The sequence below is a fragment of the Polaribacter sp. AHE13PA genome (assembly GCF_019278505.1).
Classification (GTDB): Bacteria; Bacteroidota; Bacteroidia; order Flavobacteriales; family Flavobacteriaceae; genus Polaribacter.
Window position 1 is genome coordinate 2692172 of the sequence record NZ_CP058985.1, and the last position, 22400, is coordinate 2714571.

General features: G+C 30.0%; 24 protein-coding genes and 1 pseudogene. 18 read left to right on the forward strand and 7 right to left on the reverse strand.

Annotation, left to right across the window (positions count from 1 at the left end; all coding sequences use genetic code 11):
- Window positions 1–48 precede the first annotated feature (48 nt).
- The 3 genes and pseudogenes from H0I28_RS11515 to H0I28_RS11525 all read left to right on the forward strand — a co-directional run.
- Window positions 49–288: pseudogene (locus H0I28_RS11515) on the forward strand (DHHA1 domain-containing protein); the annotation flags it as partial.
- Window positions 289–524: 236 nt separating this feature from the next.
- The gene (locus H0I28_RS11520) at window positions 525–1475 is read left to right on the forward strand and encodes a GSCFA domain-containing protein (RefSeq protein ID WP_218759201.1); all 951 of its coding nucleotides are present in this window, start codon (window positions 525–527) and stop codon (window positions 1473–1475) included.
- Window positions 1476–1549: 74 nt separating this feature from the next.
- Window positions 1550–1936: a hypothetical protein gene (locus H0I28_RS11525; protein ID WP_218731631.1), complete on the forward strand. Its 387-nt coding sequence runs from the start codon at window positions 1550–1552 to the stop codon at window positions 1934–1936.
- A 114-nt stretch (window positions 1937–2050) separates the two neighbouring features.
- Here H0I28_RS11525 and H0I28_RS11530 read toward each other — a convergent pair whose 3' ends face one another.
- Window positions 2051–2329, reverse strand: coding sequence for a rhodanese-like domain-containing protein (locus H0I28_RS11530; RefSeq protein WP_218731632.1), 279 nt, complete (start codon window positions 2327–2329; stop codon window positions 2051–2053).
- 51 nt (window positions 2330–2380) lie between these two features.
- Complete coding sequence (locus H0I28_RS11535) at window positions 2381–4126, reverse strand: aromatic amino acid hydroxylase (protein ID WP_218759202.1); 1746 nt, start codon at window positions 4124–4126, stop codon at window positions 2381–2383.
- 167 nt (window positions 4127–4293) lie between these two features.
- Here H0I28_RS11535 and H0I28_RS11540 point away from each other — a divergent pair, with 167 nt between their 5' ends.
- A complete protein-coding gene (locus tag H0I28_RS11540) occupies window positions 4294–4566 on the forward strand; it encodes a hypothetical protein (RefSeq protein WP_218731634.1) in 273 nt (90 codons plus the stop codon).
- Between the two features lie 66 nt (window positions 4567–4632).
- On the opposite strand, the gene H0I28_RS11545 is transcribed toward H0I28_RS11540, so the two are convergent.
- Entirely contained in the window at window positions 4633–5019 is a 387-nt protein-coding gene (locus H0I28_RS11545; protein WP_218759203.1) for an ankyrin repeat domain-containing protein, read from the reverse strand.
- Window positions 5020–5294: 275 nt separating this feature from the next.
- Here H0I28_RS11545 and gpmI point away from each other — a divergent pair, with 275 nt between their 5' ends.
- The 6 genes from gpmI to H0I28_RS11575 all read left to right on the forward strand — a co-directional run bounded on the left by gpmI (window position 5295) and on the right by H0I28_RS11575 (window position 9927).
- Entirely contained in the window at window positions 5295–6812 is a 1518-nt protein-coding gene (gpmI, locus tag H0I28_RS11550; RefSeq protein ID WP_218754530.1) for a 2,3-bisphosphoglycerate-independent phosphoglycerate mutase, read from the forward strand.
- 17 nt (window positions 6813–6829) lie between these two features.
- Window positions 6830–7372, forward strand: coding sequence for a thioredoxin family protein (locus H0I28_RS11555; RefSeq protein ID WP_218731637.1), 543 nt, complete (start codon window positions 6830–6832; stop codon window positions 7370–7372).
- A complete protein-coding gene (locus H0I28_RS11560) occupies window positions 7372–7773 on the forward strand; it encodes a BT0820 family HAD-type phosphatase (protein WP_218759204.1) in 402 nt (133 codons plus the stop codon). Before H0I28_RS11555 ends, H0I28_RS11560 begins: the two co-directional genes overlap by 1 nt.
- Before the next feature lie 58 nt (window positions 7774–7831).
- A complete protein-coding gene (map, locus tag H0I28_RS11565) occupies window positions 7832–8635 on the forward strand; it encodes a type I methionyl aminopeptidase (protein WP_165731842.1) in 804 nt (267 codons plus the stop codon).
- A 96-nt stretch (window positions 8636–8731) separates the two neighbouring features.
- Entirely contained in the window at window positions 8732–9106 is a 375-nt protein-coding gene (locus H0I28_RS11570) for a GxxExxY protein (protein ID WP_218759205.1), read from the forward strand.
- Window positions 9107–9156: 50 nt separating this feature from the next.
- Window positions 9157–9927, forward strand: a complete 771-nt coding sequence (locus H0I28_RS11575) for a class I SAM-dependent methyltransferase (protein ID WP_218759206.1) — start codon at window positions 9157–9159, stop codon at window positions 9925–9927.
- On the opposite strand, the gene H0I28_RS11580 is transcribed toward H0I28_RS11575, so the two are convergent.
- Both H0I28_RS11580 and H0I28_RS11585 read right to left on the reverse strand, forming a co-directional pair.
- Window positions 9924–11243 carry a hypothetical protein gene (locus H0I28_RS11580; RefSeq protein WP_218759207.1) on the reverse strand — a complete coding sequence of 440 codons (1320 nt, stop codon included), beginning with the start codon at window positions 11241–11243 and terminating at the stop codon, window positions 9924–9926. The genes H0I28_RS11575 and H0I28_RS11580 overlap by 4 nt on opposite strands.
- Before the next feature lie 69 nt (window positions 11244–11312).
- Window positions 11313–12302, reverse strand: coding sequence for an FAD:protein FMN transferase (locus tag H0I28_RS11585; protein WP_218759208.1), 990 nt, complete (start codon window positions 12300–12302; stop codon window positions 11313–11315).
- Window positions 12303–12417: 115 nt separating this feature from the next.
- Between H0I28_RS11585 and H0I28_RS11590 the strand changes: the two genes are divergently transcribed.
- From H0I28_RS11590 to H0I28_RS11610, 5 genes are all read left to right on the forward strand, one after another.
- Complete coding sequence (locus H0I28_RS11590) at window positions 12418–13257, forward strand: OmpA family protein (protein ID WP_218731644.1); 840 nt, start codon at window positions 12418–12420, stop codon at window positions 13255–13257.
- Between the two features lie 83 nt (window positions 13258–13340).
- Window positions 13341–14060, forward strand: a complete 720-nt coding sequence (locus tag H0I28_RS11595; RefSeq protein ID WP_218759209.1) for a 3-ketoacyl-ACP reductase — start codon at window positions 13341–13343, stop codon at window positions 14058–14060.
- Window positions 14061–14249: 189 nt separating this feature from the next.
- Window positions 14250–16127: a mucoidy inhibitor MuiA family protein gene (locus tag H0I28_RS11600; RefSeq protein WP_218759210.1), complete on the forward strand. Its 1878-nt coding sequence runs from the start codon at window positions 14250–14252 to the stop codon at window positions 16125–16127.
- Window positions 16128–16233: 106 nt separating this feature from the next.
- On the forward strand, window positions 16234–17634 hold the full coding sequence (locus tag H0I28_RS11605) for an ATP-binding protein (RefSeq protein ID WP_218759211.1): 1401 nt from the start codon (window positions 16234–16236) through the stop codon (window positions 17632–17634).
- Window positions 17635–18504: a DUF4435 domain-containing protein gene (locus H0I28_RS11610; RefSeq protein WP_218759212.1), complete on the forward strand. Its 870-nt coding sequence runs from the start codon at window positions 17635–17637 to the stop codon at window positions 18502–18504.
- Between the two features lie 98 nt (window positions 18505–18602).
- Here H0I28_RS11610 and H0I28_RS11615 read toward each other — a convergent pair whose 3' ends face one another.
- The gene (locus H0I28_RS11615; protein ID WP_166387593.1) at window positions 18603–18968 is read right to left on the reverse strand and encodes a Na(+)-translocating NADH-quinone reductase subunit F; all 366 of its coding nucleotides are present in this window, start codon (window positions 18966–18968) and stop codon (window positions 18603–18605) included.
- Window positions 18968–20326 (reverse strand): DEAD/DEAH box helicase, encoded by a 1359-nt coding sequence (locus H0I28_RS11620; RefSeq protein WP_218731647.1) that lies wholly within the window; start codon window positions 20324–20326, stop codon window positions 18968–18970. Before H0I28_RS11620 ends, H0I28_RS11615 begins: the two co-directional genes overlap by 1 nt.
- A 100-nt stretch (window positions 20327–20426) precedes the next feature.
- On the opposite strand from H0I28_RS11620, the gene H0I28_RS11625 reads away from it, so the two are divergent.
- The 3 genes from H0I28_RS11625 to H0I28_RS11635 are packed head-to-tail and all read left to right on the forward strand — an operon-like array spanning window position 20427 to window position 22393.
- The gene (locus H0I28_RS11625; RefSeq protein WP_218759213.1) at window positions 20427–21191 is read left to right on the forward strand and encodes a TatD family hydrolase; all 765 of its coding nucleotides are present in this window, start codon (window positions 20427–20429) and stop codon (window positions 21189–21191) included.
- A complete protein-coding gene (locus H0I28_RS11630; RefSeq protein WP_218731649.1) occupies window positions 21192–21902 on the forward strand; it encodes a hypothetical protein in 711 nt (236 codons plus the stop codon).
- Window positions 21899–22393: a methylated-DNA--[protein]-cysteine S-methyltransferase gene (locus tag H0I28_RS11635; RefSeq protein ID WP_218759214.1), complete on the forward strand. Its 495-nt coding sequence runs from the start codon at window positions 21899–21901 to the stop codon at window positions 22391–22393. Before H0I28_RS11630 ends, H0I28_RS11635 begins: the two co-directional genes overlap by 4 nt.
- Window positions 22394–22400: the final 7 nt, after the last annotated feature.

The window sequence follows — 22400 nt, forward strand, 5'->3', positions numbered from 1 at the left end:
TAAGCTATGCCCTATTTATATACTTTTACTGGAAGTTGGACTGCAAAAAAACATCAGAATTTATTCTTATTATTTGCTTCTTCTGCCGCAAAAGACAAAGCGATGTTAACTTGTTATATTTCAAAAGAATTGGCAAATGAACGTGGTTACGATGCTGGAAAAGTTGTTAGAGAGTTAGGAAAACTAATACACGGTGGTGGTGGACAAAACTTTTTTGCAACTGCAAGTGGTAAAAACCCAGGAGGAATTCCGAAAGCTTTAGAGAAAGCAGTAGATTATTTGGTATAAAAGTTTCTCGCAAAGGCACAGAGATACAAAGGTGGTGTATTATTATGTTTATCATATAAATTAAACATACAACTAAGAACACACAACTTGTAAAAAAACTTTGCGTCTTAGCGTCTCTGCGAGAGAAAAAAACACCACACAACTTAAAAACTTTGCTCTTTTGTGAGAGAAGACACAACAACATATAAAACCTATAAGCTTTTCCGAGAAACAAAAAAAATCCACACCTTTGCAAGATGAAACTCCAAACTCAAATTCCTTTAAAGCAAGAAAGTAGAAACCCAATAAATTACAATTCTAAGGTGCTATTATTAGGCTCTTGTTTTTCAGAAAACATTGGAGATAAGCTCAATTATTTTAAGTTTCAATCTAACCAAAATCCATTCGGAATTCTTTTTCACCCAAAAGCAATTGAAAATTTAATTACAAATGCCATAAATGAAAAAGAATATACAGCAACAGATTTAATCTTCCAAAATGAACGTTGGCATTGTTTTGAAGCTCATTCTAATTTAAGTGCCACTGATAAAAAGAAATTATTAAACAATCTAAATTCAGCAATTTCATCAACAAATAAAAACTTAAAAGAAGCTTCTCACCTTATTATTACTTTAGGAACTTCTTGGGTGTATCGATTTATAGAAGACGATACAATTGTTGCGAATTGCCATAAAATTCCGCAGAAAAAATTCATAAAAGAATTACTTACTGTAGATGAGATTTCAGAAAGCTTAGAAGCCATAATTGTGCTTTTAAAATCTATCAATAAAGACATACACATACTTTTTACGGTTTCTCCGGTTCGTCATTTAAAAGATGGCTTTATAGAAAACACGCAAAGCAAATCTCATTTAATTGTTGCGGTTCATAATGTTGTAAACCATAGAGAAAAGACACATTATTTCCCTAGTTATGAAATTATGATGGATGAATTAAGGGATTATCGTTTTTATACAGAAGATATGGTGCATCCCAATAAAACTGCCATTAATTATATTTGGGAAAAATTTGTTGCCACTTGGTTTTCTGAAGAGACTACTTTAACAATGAAAGAAGTGGATGTAATTCAAAAGGGACTTTCTCATAGGCCTTTCAACGAAAACTCAGCACAACATCAGCAATTTTTAAAAAATTTAGAAGTAAAAAAAGACAAATTAAAGGTTCAGTTTCCTTTTATTAATTTTTAAAGCACAAAAAAATAAAATTAATTTACTTAAAAATTTTATGTAAATTCCCTTCTTATAACTTTTAACCTCCAAAAATGAGTAAGAAAATATTAATTGGTATAATTTCAGGACTGTTACTAGGCATGTTCATAACATCCATTTTTGTTTCAGATGAAATTAATGTATCAAAACTCATTTTAACAAAAATTACGGCAACCTCAATAATAACAGGATTTATTTGTGGTATTTACGCCCATATATCAAAATCTAAAATAAAAGTATTTATAGTTTCTATTTTTATAGGAATCATTATTTTCTATACCAAATACCTTATTACTGGTCATAATTTTGATCCATTAACTATGGGAGCTTTTGTAGGGGCAATGCTAGGTGGAATCTTTGCTTTCTTTAGAAAAGCGACACATTCTATAAAAAAATACAACAGATTACAAAGACACAAACAAAAAGGTTTTAAGAAATAAACTTTTTAATTTTAAACAAAAAAAAATAGAATTCTAACACGAAGTTAAAATTCTATCTTTTTTATCCTATCAATAAAACCCTTCATTAAAAACAGGTTTTACAAACGTTTATTTTTAAGAAACGTGTTGATCTACGTTTTGCCAAGGACCTCCATTGATAACATCTACTCCATGTTTTTCTAAAAACTGAGTTGCTTGTCCGCTTCTTGCTCCACTTCTACAAACAGCAATTACAGGTTTGTTCCAAGCTTTAATTTTTTCAACTTCTAAAGGAATAACCGTTAAAACTATGTGTTCTGCTCCTTCTGTATGTCCTTCATCCCACTCTTCTTGTGTTCTTACATCTAAAATTACAGCTCCTTTTTCTAAGTATTCTTTAATTTCTGCACTCATATCTTTTCTTTTAAACATGTCAAATAGACCCATGTTGTTTTTATTTTAATATTAAACTTGACACAAAATTAATCCATTTTCAATTAGCTTTGTGTAGCTTTTGTTACATTTTAAAACTTCTAATCTCTCTAAAATGGTCTTCTTAATAGAAAAATTACTTTGCAAAGCTAATTCATATAATTCTAAAAGCAACAACCAATCTCCTTGAAATTTGCTATTTAACTGATTAAATATTTCTGTTATTTTTTTATTAGTTGAAGACTCTTCTTCTCTTAGAACTCTAACTTCATCATACAAGGCATACAATTCTTGTTCACTTTCTGAGTATTTAATTTTATGTGTTTTAGTTTCAGATACTTTTCCTAAACCTAAAAAAGAATCTACATCTGCAGGACCTGCATAGCCAGAAACTACCTCTTTACCAACTGCCATATCATAAATTCCCCATTCTGGTTGAAACAAAACTTCCTCCTTATAAGTAACCGTGCAATCATCAAAAGAAATAATTAAAATTTTACCTCTTAAATCTCTAGTTCCTGTAATCGCTTTTCCTTTTACAATAATGCCACTCTCAAATTCTAAAGTCATAAATTCACCTTCGTAAATTCCGTACGCTTTTAAATCTCTCGGGCTCATATCTTCTATTGGTAAATTAATTCCTTTTAATTTACCAACCGGACTTCCAAAACCACTAGCATGACTAGTAATTCCATGCCCAATTAATTCTTTATCTCTATTAGACAACGCCGTAGCACCTGTAGTTTGAAAATAAGCTACTTTATTATTTTTAAACTGAATAACTTTGGTAAAAACACCAGAAATTTGAATTCCCGTTGTCAACTCTATGGTTCCTAAATTATCAGAATTTATTAATTTTTGAATACTTTTTAATCCGCCAGTTCTTATCGCCATTGTATTGGCAAATTCATCTAACACCAAGCTTAAATAAGCAAAATCTGGAGTTACAAATAATTGCGGTTGCGGTTTTGTAATATCAAAATTTATAGTTGCTGCATCAATAGAATACGCAACTTTTTTCACTTCATCTTGCATACACCAAGCACTCTCTCCAATAGAGGAAAGTAAACCTGCTCCATATATTTTAGGATTACCTAAAGTACCAATCAACCCGTACTCTACAGTCCACCAATGTAAATTTCTAATTTGTGCCATTTCAGACAATTCGTCCATGTTATTTTGTAGATAAGCTACTTTTTGTTCTGCATTATCTATTTCACTTTCTGTTGAATTTGGATTTTCTTTTAAGATGGATAAAAGCCTGATTGCTTCATACATTTCATAATCTTTAGCAGATGAAATTGCTTTACTACCAATCTCCCCAAACCTTCGTAAATATTCTGCATATTCAGGATTCGAAATAATAGGCGCATGACCTGCTGCTTCATGAATGATGTCTGGTGCTGGTGTATATTCGATATGATTTATGGTTCGCATATCGGATGCAATCACCAAGACATTATAAGCCTGAAATTCCATAAATGCATTGGGCGGAATAAAACCATCAACCGAGACCGCAGCCCAACCAATTTCTTTTAAAATCCTATTCATACCTTCCATATAAGGAATGTTTTCTACAGAAATACCCGTTTTCTCTAAACCTGTCATATAAGATTTATGCGCTACTTTACTTAAGTAATCTACATTCATTCTCATTACATAACGCCAAACAGCTTGGTTTTGCGCTGTATATTCTTCATACGGCTGTTGTACCACAAACTTGTGTAGATGCTTGGGTAATTTTTTAGTGACTTCGTTTAATTCGAAATGGAGGCTCATTAAAAAAGTATTGAATTATTCTTACAATAATACGCTTTAAAATAATGATTATTTATTTAAAACATGTTAAAATCATTTTTACACACACTAATCGCAAAGTAAGAATCTTTTAAGTGTAACATTTTACACTTTTTTACTACTTATAATTAAATACTAAATTATTAATTATGGCAGGAGGAGGTTTTATAGCACACATGATTGCAAGTCTAAGTACTAATAAACGATCTCATATTTCTACTTTTGATAAAATCAAAAGCCATAAAAAAAGCGAAAAGAGTGAACTTCATTTTGATAAAAAAGCAAGCCCATCTCAATTAAAAAAAATCAAAGAAGAAATTATCAAAGAAAATGAAATTGCTTTTAAAAGAAAAGTAGCTATCCTAATGCTATTAATTATTGTTATTTTAATCGCTTTAAATTATATAGGATATTCTTTATAACAAAAAAAACAGACTACCTTAAAAGATAGTCTGTTTGCTTTAGATTAATTAATTCAAATAATAATACTAAAGTGATTCTTTTATAATTTTAACGGCATCAAAAGCTTTAGATCTTTTTGCCATATCTAAGGCAGTCATATTTCCTCTGGTAGATTTTACTCTTAATTTAGCGCCATTATCAATTAAAAGTTTTACAATTTCAGCTTTATTATACCTTGCAGCATACATTAATGGTGTTAAACCATTTGATTTTTTGTTTATATTTTCTCCTCTTTCTATTAAAGCTTTTACGGCTTCATAATTCCCCATTCGTATCAACTTTAAAAAAGCACTAACATTATAATGCGGTTTAATCGTTACAACTTTCTTAAGGTTCAAGGTTTCTGGAGTCGTTGCATTTATAGATCCAAATGCAAAAAGACAAAGTAATAATGGTAATATTATTTTTTTCATGACTATAGGTTTTAAGTTAATTTTATAAGTGTTTGTTCTTTTTATATAGACTTATAATTATTTAAATTGTTTCAAAAAAACCTTCTATTAACAAGGTTTTAACAAATCATCTTTATTTTGATAAGAAAAAAAACTAATCAATCATTAAATAAATCTAGCTTCATTTATACAGTCCTTTTTACAATGTTACTTTACGTTATCGGTTTCGTAAAAATTTGATAAAATCAATATAAACGGTAAAATATTTCTTAATTTTACTGTTCAATTTTAAGACAATGGACAAGAAAGTTATACTAATGATTTTAGATGGTTGGGGAATTACACAAGACCCTAAGGTATCTGCTATTTACAATGCAAAAACTCCTTTTATAAACGGTTTATACGACAAATACCCTAATGCTCAATTAAGGACAGACGGAGAACATGTTGGTTTGCCAGAAGGACAAATGGGAAATTCTGAAGTTGGACACATGAATTTAGGTGCTGGTAGAATTGTATATCAGAATCTAGCTCGTATTAATAAAGCTGTTAAAGAAAATACTTTAGGGCAAGAAAAAGTATTATTAGATACTTTTAAATACGCAAAAGAGAATAACAAAGACGTTCATTTATTAGGACTAGTTTCTAATGGAGGAATTCATGCACACATTAATCACTTAAAAGGATTATTAGATGTTGCTAAAGAAAACAATGTAGATAATGTGTATTTACACGCATTTACAGACGGTAGAGATTGTGATCCAAAATCTGCTCCTTATTTCTTAAATGAGGTTCAAGAACACATGGATAAAAGTACTGGTGAAATAGCAACCGTAACAGGTCGTTATTATGCTATGGATAGAGATAACCGTTGGGAACGTGTAAAGGAAGCGTATGATGGTGTTGTTAATGGAGTTGGTACAAAAACAACTGATATTATTGATACTATAAAAACGAATTACGAAGCTGGTATTACCGATGAATTTCACAAACCAATCATTGTAACTAATGAAGATGGTTCTCCAAAGGCTCAAATTAAAGAAGGTGATGTTGTACTTTTCTTTAACTACAGAACAGATAGAGGTAGAGAATTGACAAATGCGTTGTCTCAAAATGATTTCCCTGAATTTGGAATGAAAAAATTAGACCTTTATTTTACAACCATCACTTTATATGATGCAAGTTTTAAAGGAATTAACGTGATCTATAATACTGATAACATTAAAAATACTTTAGGAGAAGTTTTATCTAAAGCGGGTAAAAAACAAATTAGAATTGCAGAGACAGAAAAGTATCCGCACGTTACATTTTTCTTTTCTGGAGGACAAGAAACTCCGTTTGAAGGGGAATCTAGAATTTTAAGAAACTCGCCAAAAGTGGCTACTTACGATTTAAAACCAGAAATGTCTGCATACGAGTTAAAAGATGCTTTGTGTGAAGATTTAAAGAAAGGTGAAGCTGATTTTGTTTGCTTAAACTTTGCAAATGGAGATATGGTTGGTCATACAGGAATGATGGATGCTGCTATTAAAGCTTGTGAGGCTGTAGATATTTGTGCTAAAGAAGTTATAGAAACTGGTTTAGATAATGGATATTCTATTTTATTAATTGCAGATCATGGTAACTGTGAAACAATGATGAATCCTGATGGATCTCCTCATACAGCACACACTACAAACCCTGTTCCTTTTATTCTAATTGATAAAGAAATTAAATCGATAAACAGTGGTGTTTTAGGTGATATTGCTCCTACAATTTTAGATTTAATGAATCTAGAACAACCAAAAGAAATGACACAACATTCTTTATTATAATTAAAACAACTCAACTTATGAAAAAAGTCTTTTTATTGGCTTGTATTATGGTATTTGCATCTTGCATTGGCCAACAAAAAGTAACTGAAACTCAAAAAGTAACTGCAGAAAAAAATCAAAGCGGGGATTTGATTGGAGTGGCTAACAAAGCCTCTTTTCAACAAATCCCCTATAGTTCTTGGTTTAATCAGAAATTAGAGAGTTATACTCCAGACCCAGCAACAATTACCGCTCTTAAAAAGGAGTTAAAAGGTATTACAATTAAAGGTTTTATGGGTACTTGGTGTGGAGATAGCAAAAGAGAAACTCCACATTTATACAAAATTTTAGAACAAACTGATTTTAACTTAAATAATTTTGAGCTTATTACTGTTGACGTCAGCAAAAAAACTCCTGATAATTTACAAGAAGGCTTTGACATAAAAAGAGTACCAACTTTTATCTTTTATAGAGATGGAAAAGAAATTGGTCGATATGTAGAATATGCCCGTGAATCTTTAGAGAAAGACATGCTGAAAATTGTTTCTGGAGAGGCTTATAAACATTCTTACGACAATTAATGATACCAGATAACCCACTAATTATTGCCGTAGATTTTGATGGTACCATTGTAGAAGATGCCTATCCAAAAATAGGTGAAGAAATAATTTTTGCTTTCGATACCTTAAAAAGATTACAATCTCAAGGGCATCGATTAATTCTGTGGACTTATAGACACGGAAAAAGACTAGATGAAGCAGTTGCTTTCTGTAAAGAAAACAACATTGAATTTTATGCAGTAAACAAAAATTTTCCTGAAGAGGAATTCGATAAAAAACACAGTCGTAAAATACATGCAGATTTATTTATAGACGACAGAAATGTAGGTGGCTTTTTAGGTTGGACAGAAATACACAAAGCCATTTTTAATTACGAGCCACCTAAAAAAAAGAAAAAAGGGTTTTTCTCTTTTTTCAAATAGACAAACCTTACTTCATTCTACCTAAATTATAGTAACTTTGCCATTCAATTTTTTTAACATGATTAAGATAAAAACAAGAGAAGAGATAGAGTTGATGAGAGAAAGCGCCCTAATCGTTTCTAAAACGTTAGGTATGCTTGCTAAAGAAGTAAAACCAGGAGTTTCTACTTTGTATTTAGATAAACTTGCCGAAGATTTTATTAGATCTGAAGGTGCTGTACCTGGTTTCTTAGGGTTATACGATTTCCCAAACTCACTTTGTATGAGTCCAAATAACCAAGTTGTACACGGTATTCCAAATAAAAACCCATTAGTAGAAGGCGATATTATTTCTATAGATTGTGGTGCATATAAAAATGGTTTTCACGGAGATCACGCCTACACTTTTGCTGTTGGAGAGATTGAACCAGCAACTAGAAAATTACTAGATGTAACTAGAGCTAGTTTATACGTTGGTATCAAAGAATTTAAGGCTGGAAATAGAGTTGGTGATGTTGGTTATGCTATTCAGAAATTTTCTGAAGACCATGGTTATGGTGTTGTAAGAGAATTGGTTGGTCATGGATTAGGAAGAGAAATGCACGAAGATCCAGAAATGCCAAACTACGGAAAAAGAGGTCGTGGTAAAAAGTTTGTAGAAGGTATGGTAGTTGCCATAGAACCAATGACAAACTTAGGAACTCACAAAATTAAACAACATTCTGACGGTTGGACAATTACTACTTTAGACAACAAACCTTCTGCCCATTTTGAGCATGATGTTGCTATTGTAAACGGTAAACCAGAATTACTTTCTACTTTTAAATATGTACATGATGCATTGGGGATTGTTACCGATGAGGAGGATGCATTTAGACAATAGTTTTTACACTGAGATTCACAGAGCTTATTTTATTGTGCTGTAAAAGAGTTTCACAAAGAAATTGTTTATATTATAAAACCATTTTATTTATAAACTATGGATACTAAAATAACAGAAATAATTATAGGTGCAGCCATTGAAGTCCATAAAACTCTTGGTCCTGGTTTGTTAGAATCTGCATATCAAGAGTGTTTATTCTTTGAATTAAAAAACCTAGATTTAAAAGTAAAAAAGGAAGTTTCATTACCTATTATTTATAAAGATATAAAATTAGATCACGGTTATAGAATTGATATATTAGTTGAAGATAAAATAGTTTTAGAACTAAAAACTGTGGAATCTTTTACAGATGTTCATTCTGCTCAAATTTTAACATATATGAAATTAGGTAATTACCCATTAGGGTTATTAATTAATTTCCATACAAAACTATTAAAAAACGGATTAAAACGTTTTATAAACACAATTTAAAATTCTGTGATTCTCTGTGAAAATTCTCTGCGAATCTCTGTGAAATAGCCATGAAAATTTTTAAATCCATTCTAAATACCATCCCAAGACCTTGGTTAATAAAAGCTAGTTATCTAGTAAGGCCAATTATTGCTTTTTCTTTAAAGGGCAATACATTTACAGATCCAATAGATGGCAAGAGTTTTAGAAAATTTTTACCTTACGGATATGGTAAACAAAGAGAAAATGCACTTTCTCCTTCTACCCTATCTTTAGAAAGACATCGTTTAATGTGGTTATTTTTAAGAGATGAAACTCCTTTTTTTACATCAACAGAAAAACTTAAAACTTTACACATTGCTCCAGAACAATGTTTTTTAGACATTTTTAGAAAGCAAAAAAACTTAGACTATATCACATCTGATCTAGAATCTCCAATTGCAGATGTAAAAGCCGATATCTGCGACTTGCCTTTTGATGACAACTCTTTTGATGTTGTTTTCTGTAATCATGTATTAGAACATATTACAGATGATATCAAAGCGATGCAAGAGCTATTTAGAGTGCTTAAAAAAGGAGGATTTGGTATTTTTCAAATTCCGCAAGATTTATCTAGAGAACATACATTTGAAGACGACACCATTATAGACAGAACAGAGCGTGCTAAAATTTTTGGACAATATGATCACGTAAGAGTGTACGGTAGAGATTATTTTGACAAACTGCGATCTATAGGTTTTAAGGTGGATGAAGTAGATTATACAAAAAAAATCGCTCCAGAAAAATTAGAACGATTTTGTTTAATGAAAAATGAAATTCTTCCGGTGTGTTATAAAAATTAATTCTTTTTGTGTTTTCTTAAAAAATCACTTAATTTTTCTAATTCTTTATCACCCAATACAATTACATTATTTCTTATAATTTGGTATTTACCCGACGCTAATTGAACTACTTTAGAGTCTCCTAAATATTTTTTTGCTCCATCTTTTGCATTACTTACCTTTGCTCCTTCTTGGTTGATCCAAATAACTTTACCTTTTTTAATTGCCTGAAAGGTTTCTTTATAATAAGCTCCTATATATTCAAATCCAGCATCTGCACTTAATATTTTTTTAGTCGTAGTACTTAAAAAAGAGTGTACTTTGTAACTATCCTCAAAATACAATGAATACATTCCTCCTCCTAGATCACCTTCAAACAAGTACCATTCTTTATTTATCTTAACCTCACCATCTTTATTATATCTATCAATTAGATCTTCCTTTTTTAGAGATTTCAATAATTCTGATTTATTGGTAATTCTAACCTGTTTTTTAAGATTTAAGTCATAAACCAATGGCTCAAAAGAATTATTTGGATATGTAACCAATCGTCCATTTCCTCTTGGTAACATTACCTGTCCATAATGTGTAGCTATAGAATTAAATCTATTAACACTTGGTAAAATAAATCCCTTTTTGTTATTTGAGTTAAAGCAATAAATTTGATTGGGTTGCTCTTTTTTATTTTTCAATAAAATAAAACCTTCGGAAGAGATGGCGTCTTTATAATCGGTGGCTTCTACTACAATTCTGCCTCTATCATCTATAACTCCAAAATTTCCATCCTTTTTAAAAAGTGCTACATTGTTCGTATTAAAATTATAAATACTATCTACCTTTATAGAAAGGGATTCAGATTTTTGATTCCAAAGACTTTTTAGAGAGTCTATTTTTTTTGACGCTTTCTCCCTTCTAAGACGCTGTTCTTCCTCTTTCTTTAATTTAGTTTCTAAAGATTCTATAGATTCCTGAATCAAAATAAGACTCTCTAAATTTTTGATATATCCTTCGGCAGTATTATCTTGTTCTAAAACAAAATACCGTCTACTATAAGTTTCTGAGTTTTTTAGAAATGCTATTTTTTCTTTATCAGTAGTTTGAAGTTGATGATTTTCAAAATAAATAGAAGAAGCCAAAGTAGCTAGATTTTTGTCTGAAATTGAATCGAAATACTTTAATGCTTTTTCAAATTGCACTAATGCTTCTTTGTAATTTACCTTGGTTTCTACTGCTTCTTTTGCTCTCCTTAAATACACATTAGCAATATCTGTGTTAGACTGCGCATTTGTGAATGTAAAAGAAATTATGCATAAAAGTGTTAGAAGTAATCTCATCATAGTAATACAAATTATTCAGTGTTATGTATCTACAATGCAAGATAACAAAAACACAGCATAAAAAGTGAACTACTTAAAGGCATTTGTAGTGTATTCTTCTAAATCTCCGTTCTCATTATTAAATAATAGAATGGCATCAATATTTTTATGAATATCTAAAAACTCTTTCGCTTTCTCTAATCCCATTGCCATAAAAGCAGTTGCATACGCATCTGTATCTGCACAATCTATACCCGCTATAACGGAAGCACTTAACAAATTACTTTCTACGGCATACCCCGTTTTAGGATTTACTGTATGCACGTATTTGTGTCCGTCTTCTGTAACTCTAAATTTTCTATAGTTACCTGAAGTAGCCATCGATTTATTAGACAAATTTATTTTTCGATATCCTTTAATACTGTCCTTTTTTATAGGATTTACTAATTTTATAACCCAAGGATGATTTTCTTTTTTTATCCCTTTAGCTCTAATTTCTCCGCCAATTTCAACCAAATAATTCGAGATATTTTTACTATCCAAAAAACGAGCTACTACATCAATTCCGAACCCTTTGGCAATAGAATTAAAATCTAAATAAATTTTAGGATCTTGTTTTTTTATTTTACCATCAGCAAAAGTTACTTTATCTAAACCAACATACTGCATTTCTTGTTTTACCTGATCTTCGTTTAAATTGATCTTTTCATTCTTTGGACCAAAACCCCAAGCATTAACTAGGTTTCCAACAGTTGGGTCAAAATAACCATTGGTTTCCGTATAAATTCTTTTCGATTTTTTAAAAACCTCTAAAAATAAATCATCAACAATAACAGTAGAATCTCCTTTATTAATTCTAGAAATATCTGAACTAGGAATATAGGTTGATAAGGATTTATTCATTAAAAAAAACAGACTATCTAAAGAGGTTTGATAGTCCTTAGCACCATCTAAATAAACAATCTTATAAGTGGTACCAAATACGCGCCCTGTTAAGGTATAGTCTTTTATTTTTTCTTTAGAACAAGAAAGAAACACTAGTAAAACGATAGTAACTATAACTTTATTTTTTAGAATCATAAAATTTAAAATCTTTTACAAAAATAGAGCATAAAGTTTTCATAAAATATCATTTATAGTATTTTTTGTAACAACAATTCGTTAAATTTGTTGACTTAATTAAATATTATTACCAATGAAAAAAATATCAATCTTATTATTGACTGCAGTTATAGTTAGTTCTTGTGTTTCTAAAAAGAAGTTTGTTACTTTACAGGACGAACATGATCAAACTACAACAGAATTAGTAGATGTAAAAGCAACTTTACAGAAGTGTTTAATTGAAAGCGAAAAAGATGTAGCAACACTTACAGAGCAAATTAACTCTTTAAAAGAGGATAAAAAAGGTGCTTTAAAGCAAGTTGAAAACTTAACGGTTTTAACACAATCTTCTTCAGATAATATTAAAAACGTTATTACACAGTTAAGTGAAAAAGATAAATTCATAAACGGTATTAGAGCAGCAATGACTCAAAAGGATTCATTAAACCTTGCAATTAAATACCACTTAACTAAAAACTTAACTGACGGAATTCAAGATGAAGACATACAGGTTAATGTAGAAAAGACTGTAGTATTTATCTCTATTTCAGACAAATTATTGTTTAAAAGCGGTAGTTATAATGTAACTGACAAAGCATACACTGTTTTAGAAAAAATATCTAAAGTAATTAAAGACCAACCAGAAATGGAAGTTATGATTGAAGGTCATACAGATTCTACACCAATTAAGAGAACTGTTATTCAAGACAACTGGGATTTATCTGCTTTAAGAGCAACTTCTATAACAAGAATTTTACAATATAAATTCGGAGTTAAACCAGGAAGATTAATTGCAGCTGGTAGAAGTCAATATGTTCCTTTAGTAGACAATAATACTGCTGCTAATAAAGCAATAAACAGAAGAACAAAAATTATCATCATGCCTAAATTAGATCAATTCTTTGATTTGTTAGAGCAAGATGCTAATAAATAATCTTTATTGAATAAAAATTTAAAACCATCTGAAATTCAGATGGTTTTTTGTTTAGAAAATAGTCATACTTTAAAAATTTAAAAATGGAAAATTTAAAAAACAAAAAAGCAATTATTACAGGTGGCGGAAGAGGTTTAGGAAAAGCAACCGCAATAGCCTTTGCAAAAGAAGGAATTGACGTTGCCATAACTGGTAGAACTGAAGCTGTTTTAAAAGAAACAGTTGCAGAATTAGAAGCATTTGGCGTTAAAGCCATTTACGAAGTTTTTGATGTTGGTGTTTACGAAGAAGTTAAAACAGGAATCAAGAACATTGTAAACTCTTTAGGTACGGTTGATATTCTAGTAAACAATGCCGGAATTGCAGCTTTTGGTTCTTTAAACGACATGGAGGTTAGCAAATGGACCCAAATTATACAAACCAATGTTATGGGTATGTATCATGTAACAAAAGAGGTTTTACCTTATTTAATTGATAAAAATGAGGGTGATATTTTTAATGTTGCTTCTACTGCAGGATTAAACGGAAATGCAACTACATCTGCCTATTCTGCTTCTAAATTTGCGGTTATTGGTATGTCGGAATCTTTAATGAAAGAAGTACGTAAAAACAACATTAGAGTTTGTACGTTAACACCAAGTACAATTGCATCTGATATGTCTGTAGAATTAGGTATTGCAAACAAAGATTCTGAAGATTCTGTTTTACAACCAGAAGATTTTGCTGAGTTAATTGTAGCTGGATTAAAATTACCAAGAAGAGCCATGCTTAAAGGAGCTTCTTTATGGTCTACAAATCCATAAATAGACTTTTATTACCCAAAGGGTATACTTTTAAATAGCATAAAAACCACCTCTAATGAGGTGGTTTTTATGTATAGGCAAATTTGAATTTGTTAAATAAATACGGTAACTTCGTTTAACTTCTGATATAAAATATTAAAACCCTCGATATCAATAGCATTAAACCTAACTACTCAACTAAACAATAAAATGACTAACATTAAAATTCCCTTACTAATTGCTTTTTGCTTATTCTTTTGCAACACATATTCACAAGAAATAATAGAAAAAAAGATAGCTACCAATGTTAATGAGGTTACTGTATTTCTAGAAGGAGCTCAAATTACAAGGAAAAAAAAGGTTGAAGTAAAACAAGGTAAAACTATTTTAAAATTCTCTAATTTGTCTCCTTTTATAGACGCTAAAAGTATTCAGGTAAAAGCGGAAGGAAACATCACCGTTTTAGGCGTAAATCATCAACAAAACTTTATAGAAAAATTAGACAAACAAAAGGAATTAGTTGATTTAGAAACCAAACTTAAAGAAGTTGACGATAAAATAATATTAGAACGTACCTATTTGCAAATCTTGAAAGAAGAATTAGCTTTTCTTAAGGAGAATAGAAATATTGGAGGTAAAAACCAAGAGGTAAGTGTTACTAATCTTAAAAATGCATCCATCTTTTTTGGTACTAAACTGAAAGAACTTAAAATTAAAGAGATTGAAAGAAACAATACGTTAAAAAATCTAAGTATAGAAAGTAGCGATTTAACCAATCAAATAAATACAATCTCAGGAAAAAAGGAATTTCCTAATGGAGAGATTTTGGTAAAAATAGCGGCTAAAAATAACGTTACAGCAAATTTTGAATTATCGTATGTAGTTGAGAATGCAGGTTGGTTTCCTACTTATGATATAAGAGCAAAAAATGTTAACGAACCAGTAGAACTAATTTACAAGGCAAGCATTAAGCAAGATACAAAGGTTAGTTGGGATAATGTAAAATTAAACTTGTCGTCTGCAAACCCTAATGTATCTGGAGTTGCACCTGAACTTAAAACCTATTTTTTAAATTACAACACGCGTCCACCAGTTTATAACAGAGCTAGTAATGAAGTTAGTGGAGTTGTATTAGATCAAGACAATAATCCACTACCAGGAGCTACGGTGTTAATAAAAGGAACCACAATAGGAACTTCTACAGATTTTGATGGTAAATACTCAATAACAATTCCTAATAATGAAAGCTCTTTGGTTTTTTCTTATTTGGGATATATCAGTCAGACCAAACCTATTCAAAGTGAAGTATTAAATATAATGTTAGAAGAAGATTCAGCAACATTAGATGAAGTAGTTGTAATTGGATACGGAACTACTCGTAAAAGAAAATCTGTAACCGAAGCGCTTCAAGGCACGGTAGCTGGAATTAATATTCGAGGTGCAAATAGTATACCTCTTCAAACAGTTCAAACAGAAAACCAAACAACAGTAGATTTTGAAATAAAAACACCTTATACTATAAAATCAGATAATAAAAGTTATTCTGTAGATATTGACACCTATAATTTACCTGCATTCTATCAGTATTACTCTGTACCTAAAATTGATAAAGATGCATTCTTAATTGCTAACATTTCTAATTGGGAGCAGTACAATTTACTAGAAGGAGAAGCAAACATCTTTTTTGAAGGCACATATATTGGTAAAACATTGTTAGATGTTAGGTATGCTACCGATACTTTGCAAATATCTCTTGGTAGAGATAAAAATGTAAGTGTAAAAAGAGAAAAAGTAAATGAATTTATCTCTAAGAACTTTATTGGAAGTAAAAAAGAAGAGTCTAGAGGATGGAATATTGATGTAAAAAATAATAAATCACAACAAATTAGTATGGTGATATATGATCAAATTCCGGTTTCTACCAATGAAGATATAAAAATTGAAGTTTCAGAAATTTCAGGAGCAAAAAGAAACAATCAATCAGGTGAAATAAAATGGGAATTTACAATTGCACCAAATGAAAGTAAAAACTTTATTTTAAAATACTTGGTTAAATATCCAAAAAATAAAACGATAATATTAGAGTAGAATCATACACATTTAAAGCAAAAAAAATAGCTAAATTAGTTTAACTTCTGATTTAAAACATTAAAACGTTCGATACCATTATAGTTAGGCAACAATTAAAAAAACTATGAATATAAAAAGAATAATAATAAAAAATCTTTACGGTTATTTAAATAAAGATATAGAATTCAATAAAAACATTAACCTTCTTGTTGGAATAAATGGTTCTGGAAAAACTAGTGTTCTTAATATAATAAATTGGTTGTTAGTTCCTTCTTTATCAAATTTATGCGCAAATGAATTTGATAAAATAGAATTACATTTTAATTATAAAAATGAAGACTACATTTTAATAAATAGACAAAATGAAAAAGAACTTACAATAGACTTAGATAATATTTCAAAAAATTATAGCTACCCACAAATTCAAGCTGATTTTAACGTACACCCTAAGAAGCTAACAAAAAACATAGTAATTAGAGAACAGCAAAACTTTGACTATAAACACTTAAGACCTGAACCACATGAAGTTGAAACTTGGGAGTTTTTATTTTCTCAGTTACCGAATCCTATTGTAATAGGACTTGATCGAAATTTGTTTACAGAAGAAGGAGAAGATATTTCATATATCGAAGATGATAATGGTAGATTCAGAAAAAGAGTAGTTAATCAGAAAAAAGTAGCAAGCCCTTTGGATAAAGTAATGAGCTTATCTGGAATGGAATATATGAGCTATAAAAATAAAATTCTAGACTTAAATAAGAGATTAAATGATAAAATTATGCTTTCGTCATTTGAAGAAACACTTACTTTAGAAAATTTACACGAATTACTTGAATCACCAAAAATACCTTTAAAACAAGTTGAGTTGCTTGAAATTAAAGTGAAAGATTATTTTGAGGAAAATGTCATTGACAAACGAACTAACAGCACTGTTAGAAAAAATCAACAAGCTGAAGCTCTAAGTAAAATTGAAAGGTATTTTTCAAATTTAAAATCAATTCTCAACCAGGTCAACAAAAAGGATAAAGAAAAATCTCTTGATATTTTATACATTACAAATGTTAATCAATTTCGCAAGATTAAGGAACTAATAAAGGAATTTGAAGATTTTGAAAATAAATCAAAACGTTTTTTTGTGTCATTAAAACAATATTTAGATACCGTTAATCTTTTTCTTAAAGATTCAGCAAAAGAAATATATTTTGATAAAAGAACCTCTAAATTAAAATTTAGAATATTAAATAAAAATTCCAAAATAATTCAGGATAATAGAGAGATTGAGAATTTATCATCTGGTGAAAAACAGATTTTGATTTTATTTACTTATATCAAGTTTAATAATAAACTTGGGAAATTGTTTATCATAGACGAACCTGAATTATCACTTCATCCTAAATGGCAAGAAAACTTTTTAGAAGGAATTAAAACCATAATGCCAAGTAATACTCAATTACTATTTGCCACGCATTCCCCTTCTATTGTGGCAAAAAACAAAGAATATTGTACAGTTTTATTACCATATTAAATGATAACAGTTGAAGAAAGCATGCCTGTAAAAAACGATAATTATAGAGCAGGAGAAGATATATTTTATGTTCAATTTAATGATATATCATTCTATATTGAAGATGAAGACCAAGAAAATTTTTTCTTTTGTATATTGAAAAATTTATTTCCGACCATACATATCGAAAAAATTTTCCCACTAAATGGCAAAGAAAATGTTGTTAGAGAATCTCTGTTAAATACAGACAACAAAGAAAAGGTGTATATAGTAGATAAAGATTTTGATGATATTTTGGATAAAATAGTTGAAAATCCAAATTTATTTTATTTAGAAAGGTATTCTATAGAAAATCATCTTTTAGAAAAAGACACTTTGGTCGAATATATTATAGGAGAAAAACCAAAGCTAAATAGAAATGAAATTGAAGCTTCTTTAGACATCGAAGCTACCTTATTTAATATTTCAAAATCACTTAAAAACTTAGTTCGTCTACATCTAATTGTACAAAACACTTGTAGTCATTTAAAAAACATCTCTTTAAATCACGAACGTTTTTTAAACTTTAATAATGGTCAATTTGACGAAAAAGAACCTCAAATAGCAAGTTATGAAAATGATATTGATAGAGAATTAAAGCTTATAGACGGAAGATATTCCATAAACTCTCAACGAAATAAATCTAAAAGATTAATAAGTTTAGAAACTTTAGATTTATGCATCAAACACATGCCTGGGAAATATTTATTGAAAATGTTAAAACAAATTATTGAATCTGATTATGGTTTAGTCTCGAGAAATATGGACTCCTTTTGTTACCGTATTGCCACAAATTGTAGTTTTAATAGTTTGGAAAATTTACGAACTGAAATTAATGATTTCGTTGAATAATAACTGTTGCCAACAGCATGTAAAAAAAATTGCAAGTATTTTGCCAATTTACGAAATTCACTACTTAAACAAAGCTTATAAATAACCGTCAACCAACCCTACTCCAAAATCTTGATAAAATCATCAAAAGCCTCGTAGTAAGGTTGGTCTTTAAAAACAGGACTTTCAACACTTTCTGCGTTGGCTATTCCTACGCCGGCAAACCAAACTTTGGCATTTTGTTTTTTGGCGTGATTTTTAAAAGTCTCCATCCAAATGGTATCATATTCATTCGGATTTTGAATATTATTACTCGCCTTTACTAAGACAAAAATAGTAGGTTCTCCTTTTTTAAATAACACAAATTGGGGATGTCTTTTTAACTGACTGTTTATAGCCTGAAACTCATACCCCATTTTTGTAAGCTTCTTACCAACAATGTTCATTGCTAAATTATGCAATTCTTGTGCTGTTAAAATCTGCATTATTTTTTCTTTTTCTTGTTATGTTTATTGTAGTTTTTATCTCCTCTTGTTTTAGGCTTCTTATATTTTGCAGCAATTTCTCGTCTGTAAGAACCACCTAAATTTACTTGGCTATTTTTCTCACTCTTTTCGTGAAACGCAGGTCCTGGAACATATTCTAAAGAAGTTCTGTTCTTAGAAATCCCTTGATCTTCTTTCGGACGTTCATCTTCTGTTAATAATTTAGAAATTTCAACGTGTTCTGGTAAGTCTAAAACCGGAATTTCATAATTCATTAATTCTTCAATACCTTTTTTTGTTTCTTGCTCGCTTGGAGTAGAAAAAAGAATCGTTTTCCCTGCTCTTTCTGCACGACCAGTTCTACCAATTCTGTGCATATAGTTTTCAGGAAATTCTGGTGTATCAAAATTGATAACATGAGAAACGTTGTCAAAATCTAAACCACGCGCCATTACATCGGTAGCTAGTAAAATTCGGTTTTTACCTTCATCAAACTGTTTTATAGAACGAATTCTATAATTCTGCGTTTTATTAGAGTGAATCACACACATTTCATCATTAAACGCTTCTTGTAAGTGCTTAAATAACAAATCTGCAGTTCTTTTAAAACCAACAAAAATCAATACTTTATTATACGTTTCTTTATCTGCTAAAAGCTCATGTAACAAATTAACTTTGGTAAAAAAGTTAGGAATGTTATAAGAAACTTGCTCTATATTATCTAAAGGTGTTCCACTTACTGCAACAGATATTTTCTCTGGATTTTTAAAGAAATCGTAAATTAACAAATCTACATCTTCCGTCATCGTAGCAGAAAATAATACGTTTTGTCTTCTTTCTGGAATCACGTCAAAGATATTCATCAACTGAAAACGAAACCCTAGATCTAACATTACATCTACCTCATCAATTACTAATTTCTGAATAGATTTTAGCTTTAAAGCATTGCTCAACGCCAAGTCATATAAACGACCAGGAGTTGCCACAATAATATCTTGTCCTTGTAAAATAGCTTGTTTTTGGGTATTAATGTTTGCACCACCATACACACCTAAAACACGCGTATTAATATATTTAGATAGTTGTTCTATCTGTTCAACCACTTGTAAAACAAGCTCACGCGTTGGTACTAAAACCAAAACTCGAGGATGTTTTTGCTTAGAAAACTTTAATTCTTGCAAAATAGGCATCATATACGCAAAGGTTTTTCCGGTACCTGTTTGCGCAATTCCCACTACATCTTTCCCCGATCTTACAACAGAAAATGCTTGTTCTTGTATTGGCGTTGGCGTTACATAACCCAAATCGTCAATAGCATATTGTAATTGATTAGAGATTCCTAAATCTTGAAAAGTCATTCTTAATATTTTTCTGCAAAGGTACGTTTTATAAAACGCTAAACAATAGCCCTTTTCACTAAGAATAATTTGTAGTTTTGCAGCTGAAATTTTACACAACATGATTACAGATACACACACCCATTTATATTCTAGTCAGTTTAAAGAAGATCAATCAGAAATGATGCAACGCGCTAAAGACGCTGGTGTTACTCGTTTTTTTATTCCTGCGATAGATTCTACATATACAGATAAAATGTTTCAATTAGAAAAAGACTATCCAAATGATGTTTTTTTAATGATGGGCTTACACCCTACTTCTGTTAAAGAAAACTATTTAGAAGAACTAGCGCATGTTAAAAAATGGATTGATGAAAAAAAATTTTACGCTATTGGCGAAATCGGAATGGATTTATATTGGGATAAAACCTTTTTAACAGAACAGCAAGATGCTTTTAGAACACAAATTCAGTGGGCAAAAGAGAAAAAAATGCCGATTAACATTCACTGTAGAAATGCTTTTGATGAAGTTTTTGAAGTATTAGAATCTGAAAAAAGTGATGATTTAAGAGGGATTTTTCACTGTTTTACTGGGACTTTAGAACAAGCAAAACAAGCTATTTCTTACAATATGAAATTAGGAATTGGTGGTGTAGCTACTTTTAAAAATGGTAAGATTGATAAATTTTTGAATGAAATTGATATAAAACACATTGTTTTAGAAACAGATGCGCCTTATTTAGCGCCAACTCCATACAGAGGAAAAAGAAATGAAAGTGCTTATTTAACCAACGTTGTTGATAAATTGGTAGATATTTACGGACTTTCTTTTGATGAAATTGCTGCCATTACAACTCAGAATTCTAAAGATGTTTTTGGTATATAAATGGTATTTGATACAATTACAACAGAAGAAAAATTCTTCAATTTTGAACACCCTAAAACATATACTTATTTAGGACTAACAATTGGAATGTTTGCTTGTGTAATTATTTCAATCAACAAAGTATATTTAGAATTTGATTTTATAGAAACTATTTTTTACCCAGTAGCTGTTATTTCTTTTATAACCTTTATTGCTTCTGTATTTTTTACAATGTTTTCTAAAGAAGATATTTTGATAAATTATACAGGGTACCTAAAAATAACTTCGGATGAATTTATTATTGATAAAGAAAAAATAAATTTTACTGATGTTATTTCTATTAAACTATCTGTTGATGACTATGAAGGGAAAGCAAAAAACACACATTCTAGCATTAAACCAATGTACAGCATAGGTGTTAATAATTTTGTAGAAATCTCTACGGATGATAAAAAAATAGAAAAACAAATTCAAATTTGTAGCTTAAGAGAGACGCATTTAATTTCTGACTTTTTATCTGCACAAATTGTAAAAAACAAGTTTACAAGAGCAAATCCGAAACAGTTAATTGCTATTTTTACTGATAAGTTTAAGAAAACAGCAGCAGCAAGAAATTATATTGCAGAACAAATTAAGAACAAAAAGATAAAAACTGTTGAAGGTTTACTAATGATGAATTATTCCTCTGATGAAGAAGTTAAAGAATTAAGAAAAAAATACAACTTTAATTGAGTTTACAAACCACATATTACAAAACACCATTGGGAACCGCAAAAATTGTAGGTGGTGAAAACGGAATTCAATCGGTTTCGGTTTTAGATGAAGATTTCTCTACTGCGATCGAAGAGACAAGTATGAAAACACCTGATTGTTTGCAAGAATGTGTCACTCAATTAGACCAATATTTTTCTGGAAAAAGAATTGATTTCGATTTAAAATTAAATCCACAAGGAACCGATTTTCAGAAAAAAGTTTGGAATGAATTACTGAATATTCCATTTAATAAAACGAGAACTTATTTAGAACAAAGCAAAGCTTTAGGAGATGTAAAAGCCATAAGAGCAGTTGCCTCTGCAAATGGTAAAAACCCAATTTGGATCATTATTCCGTGTCATAGAGTTATTGGTTCAGATGGTTCTTTAACAGGTTATGCTGGCGGAATTTGGCGTAAAAAATGGTTATTAGCACACGAAAATCCCGTAAAGCAACAATCATTATTTTAATTTTTAT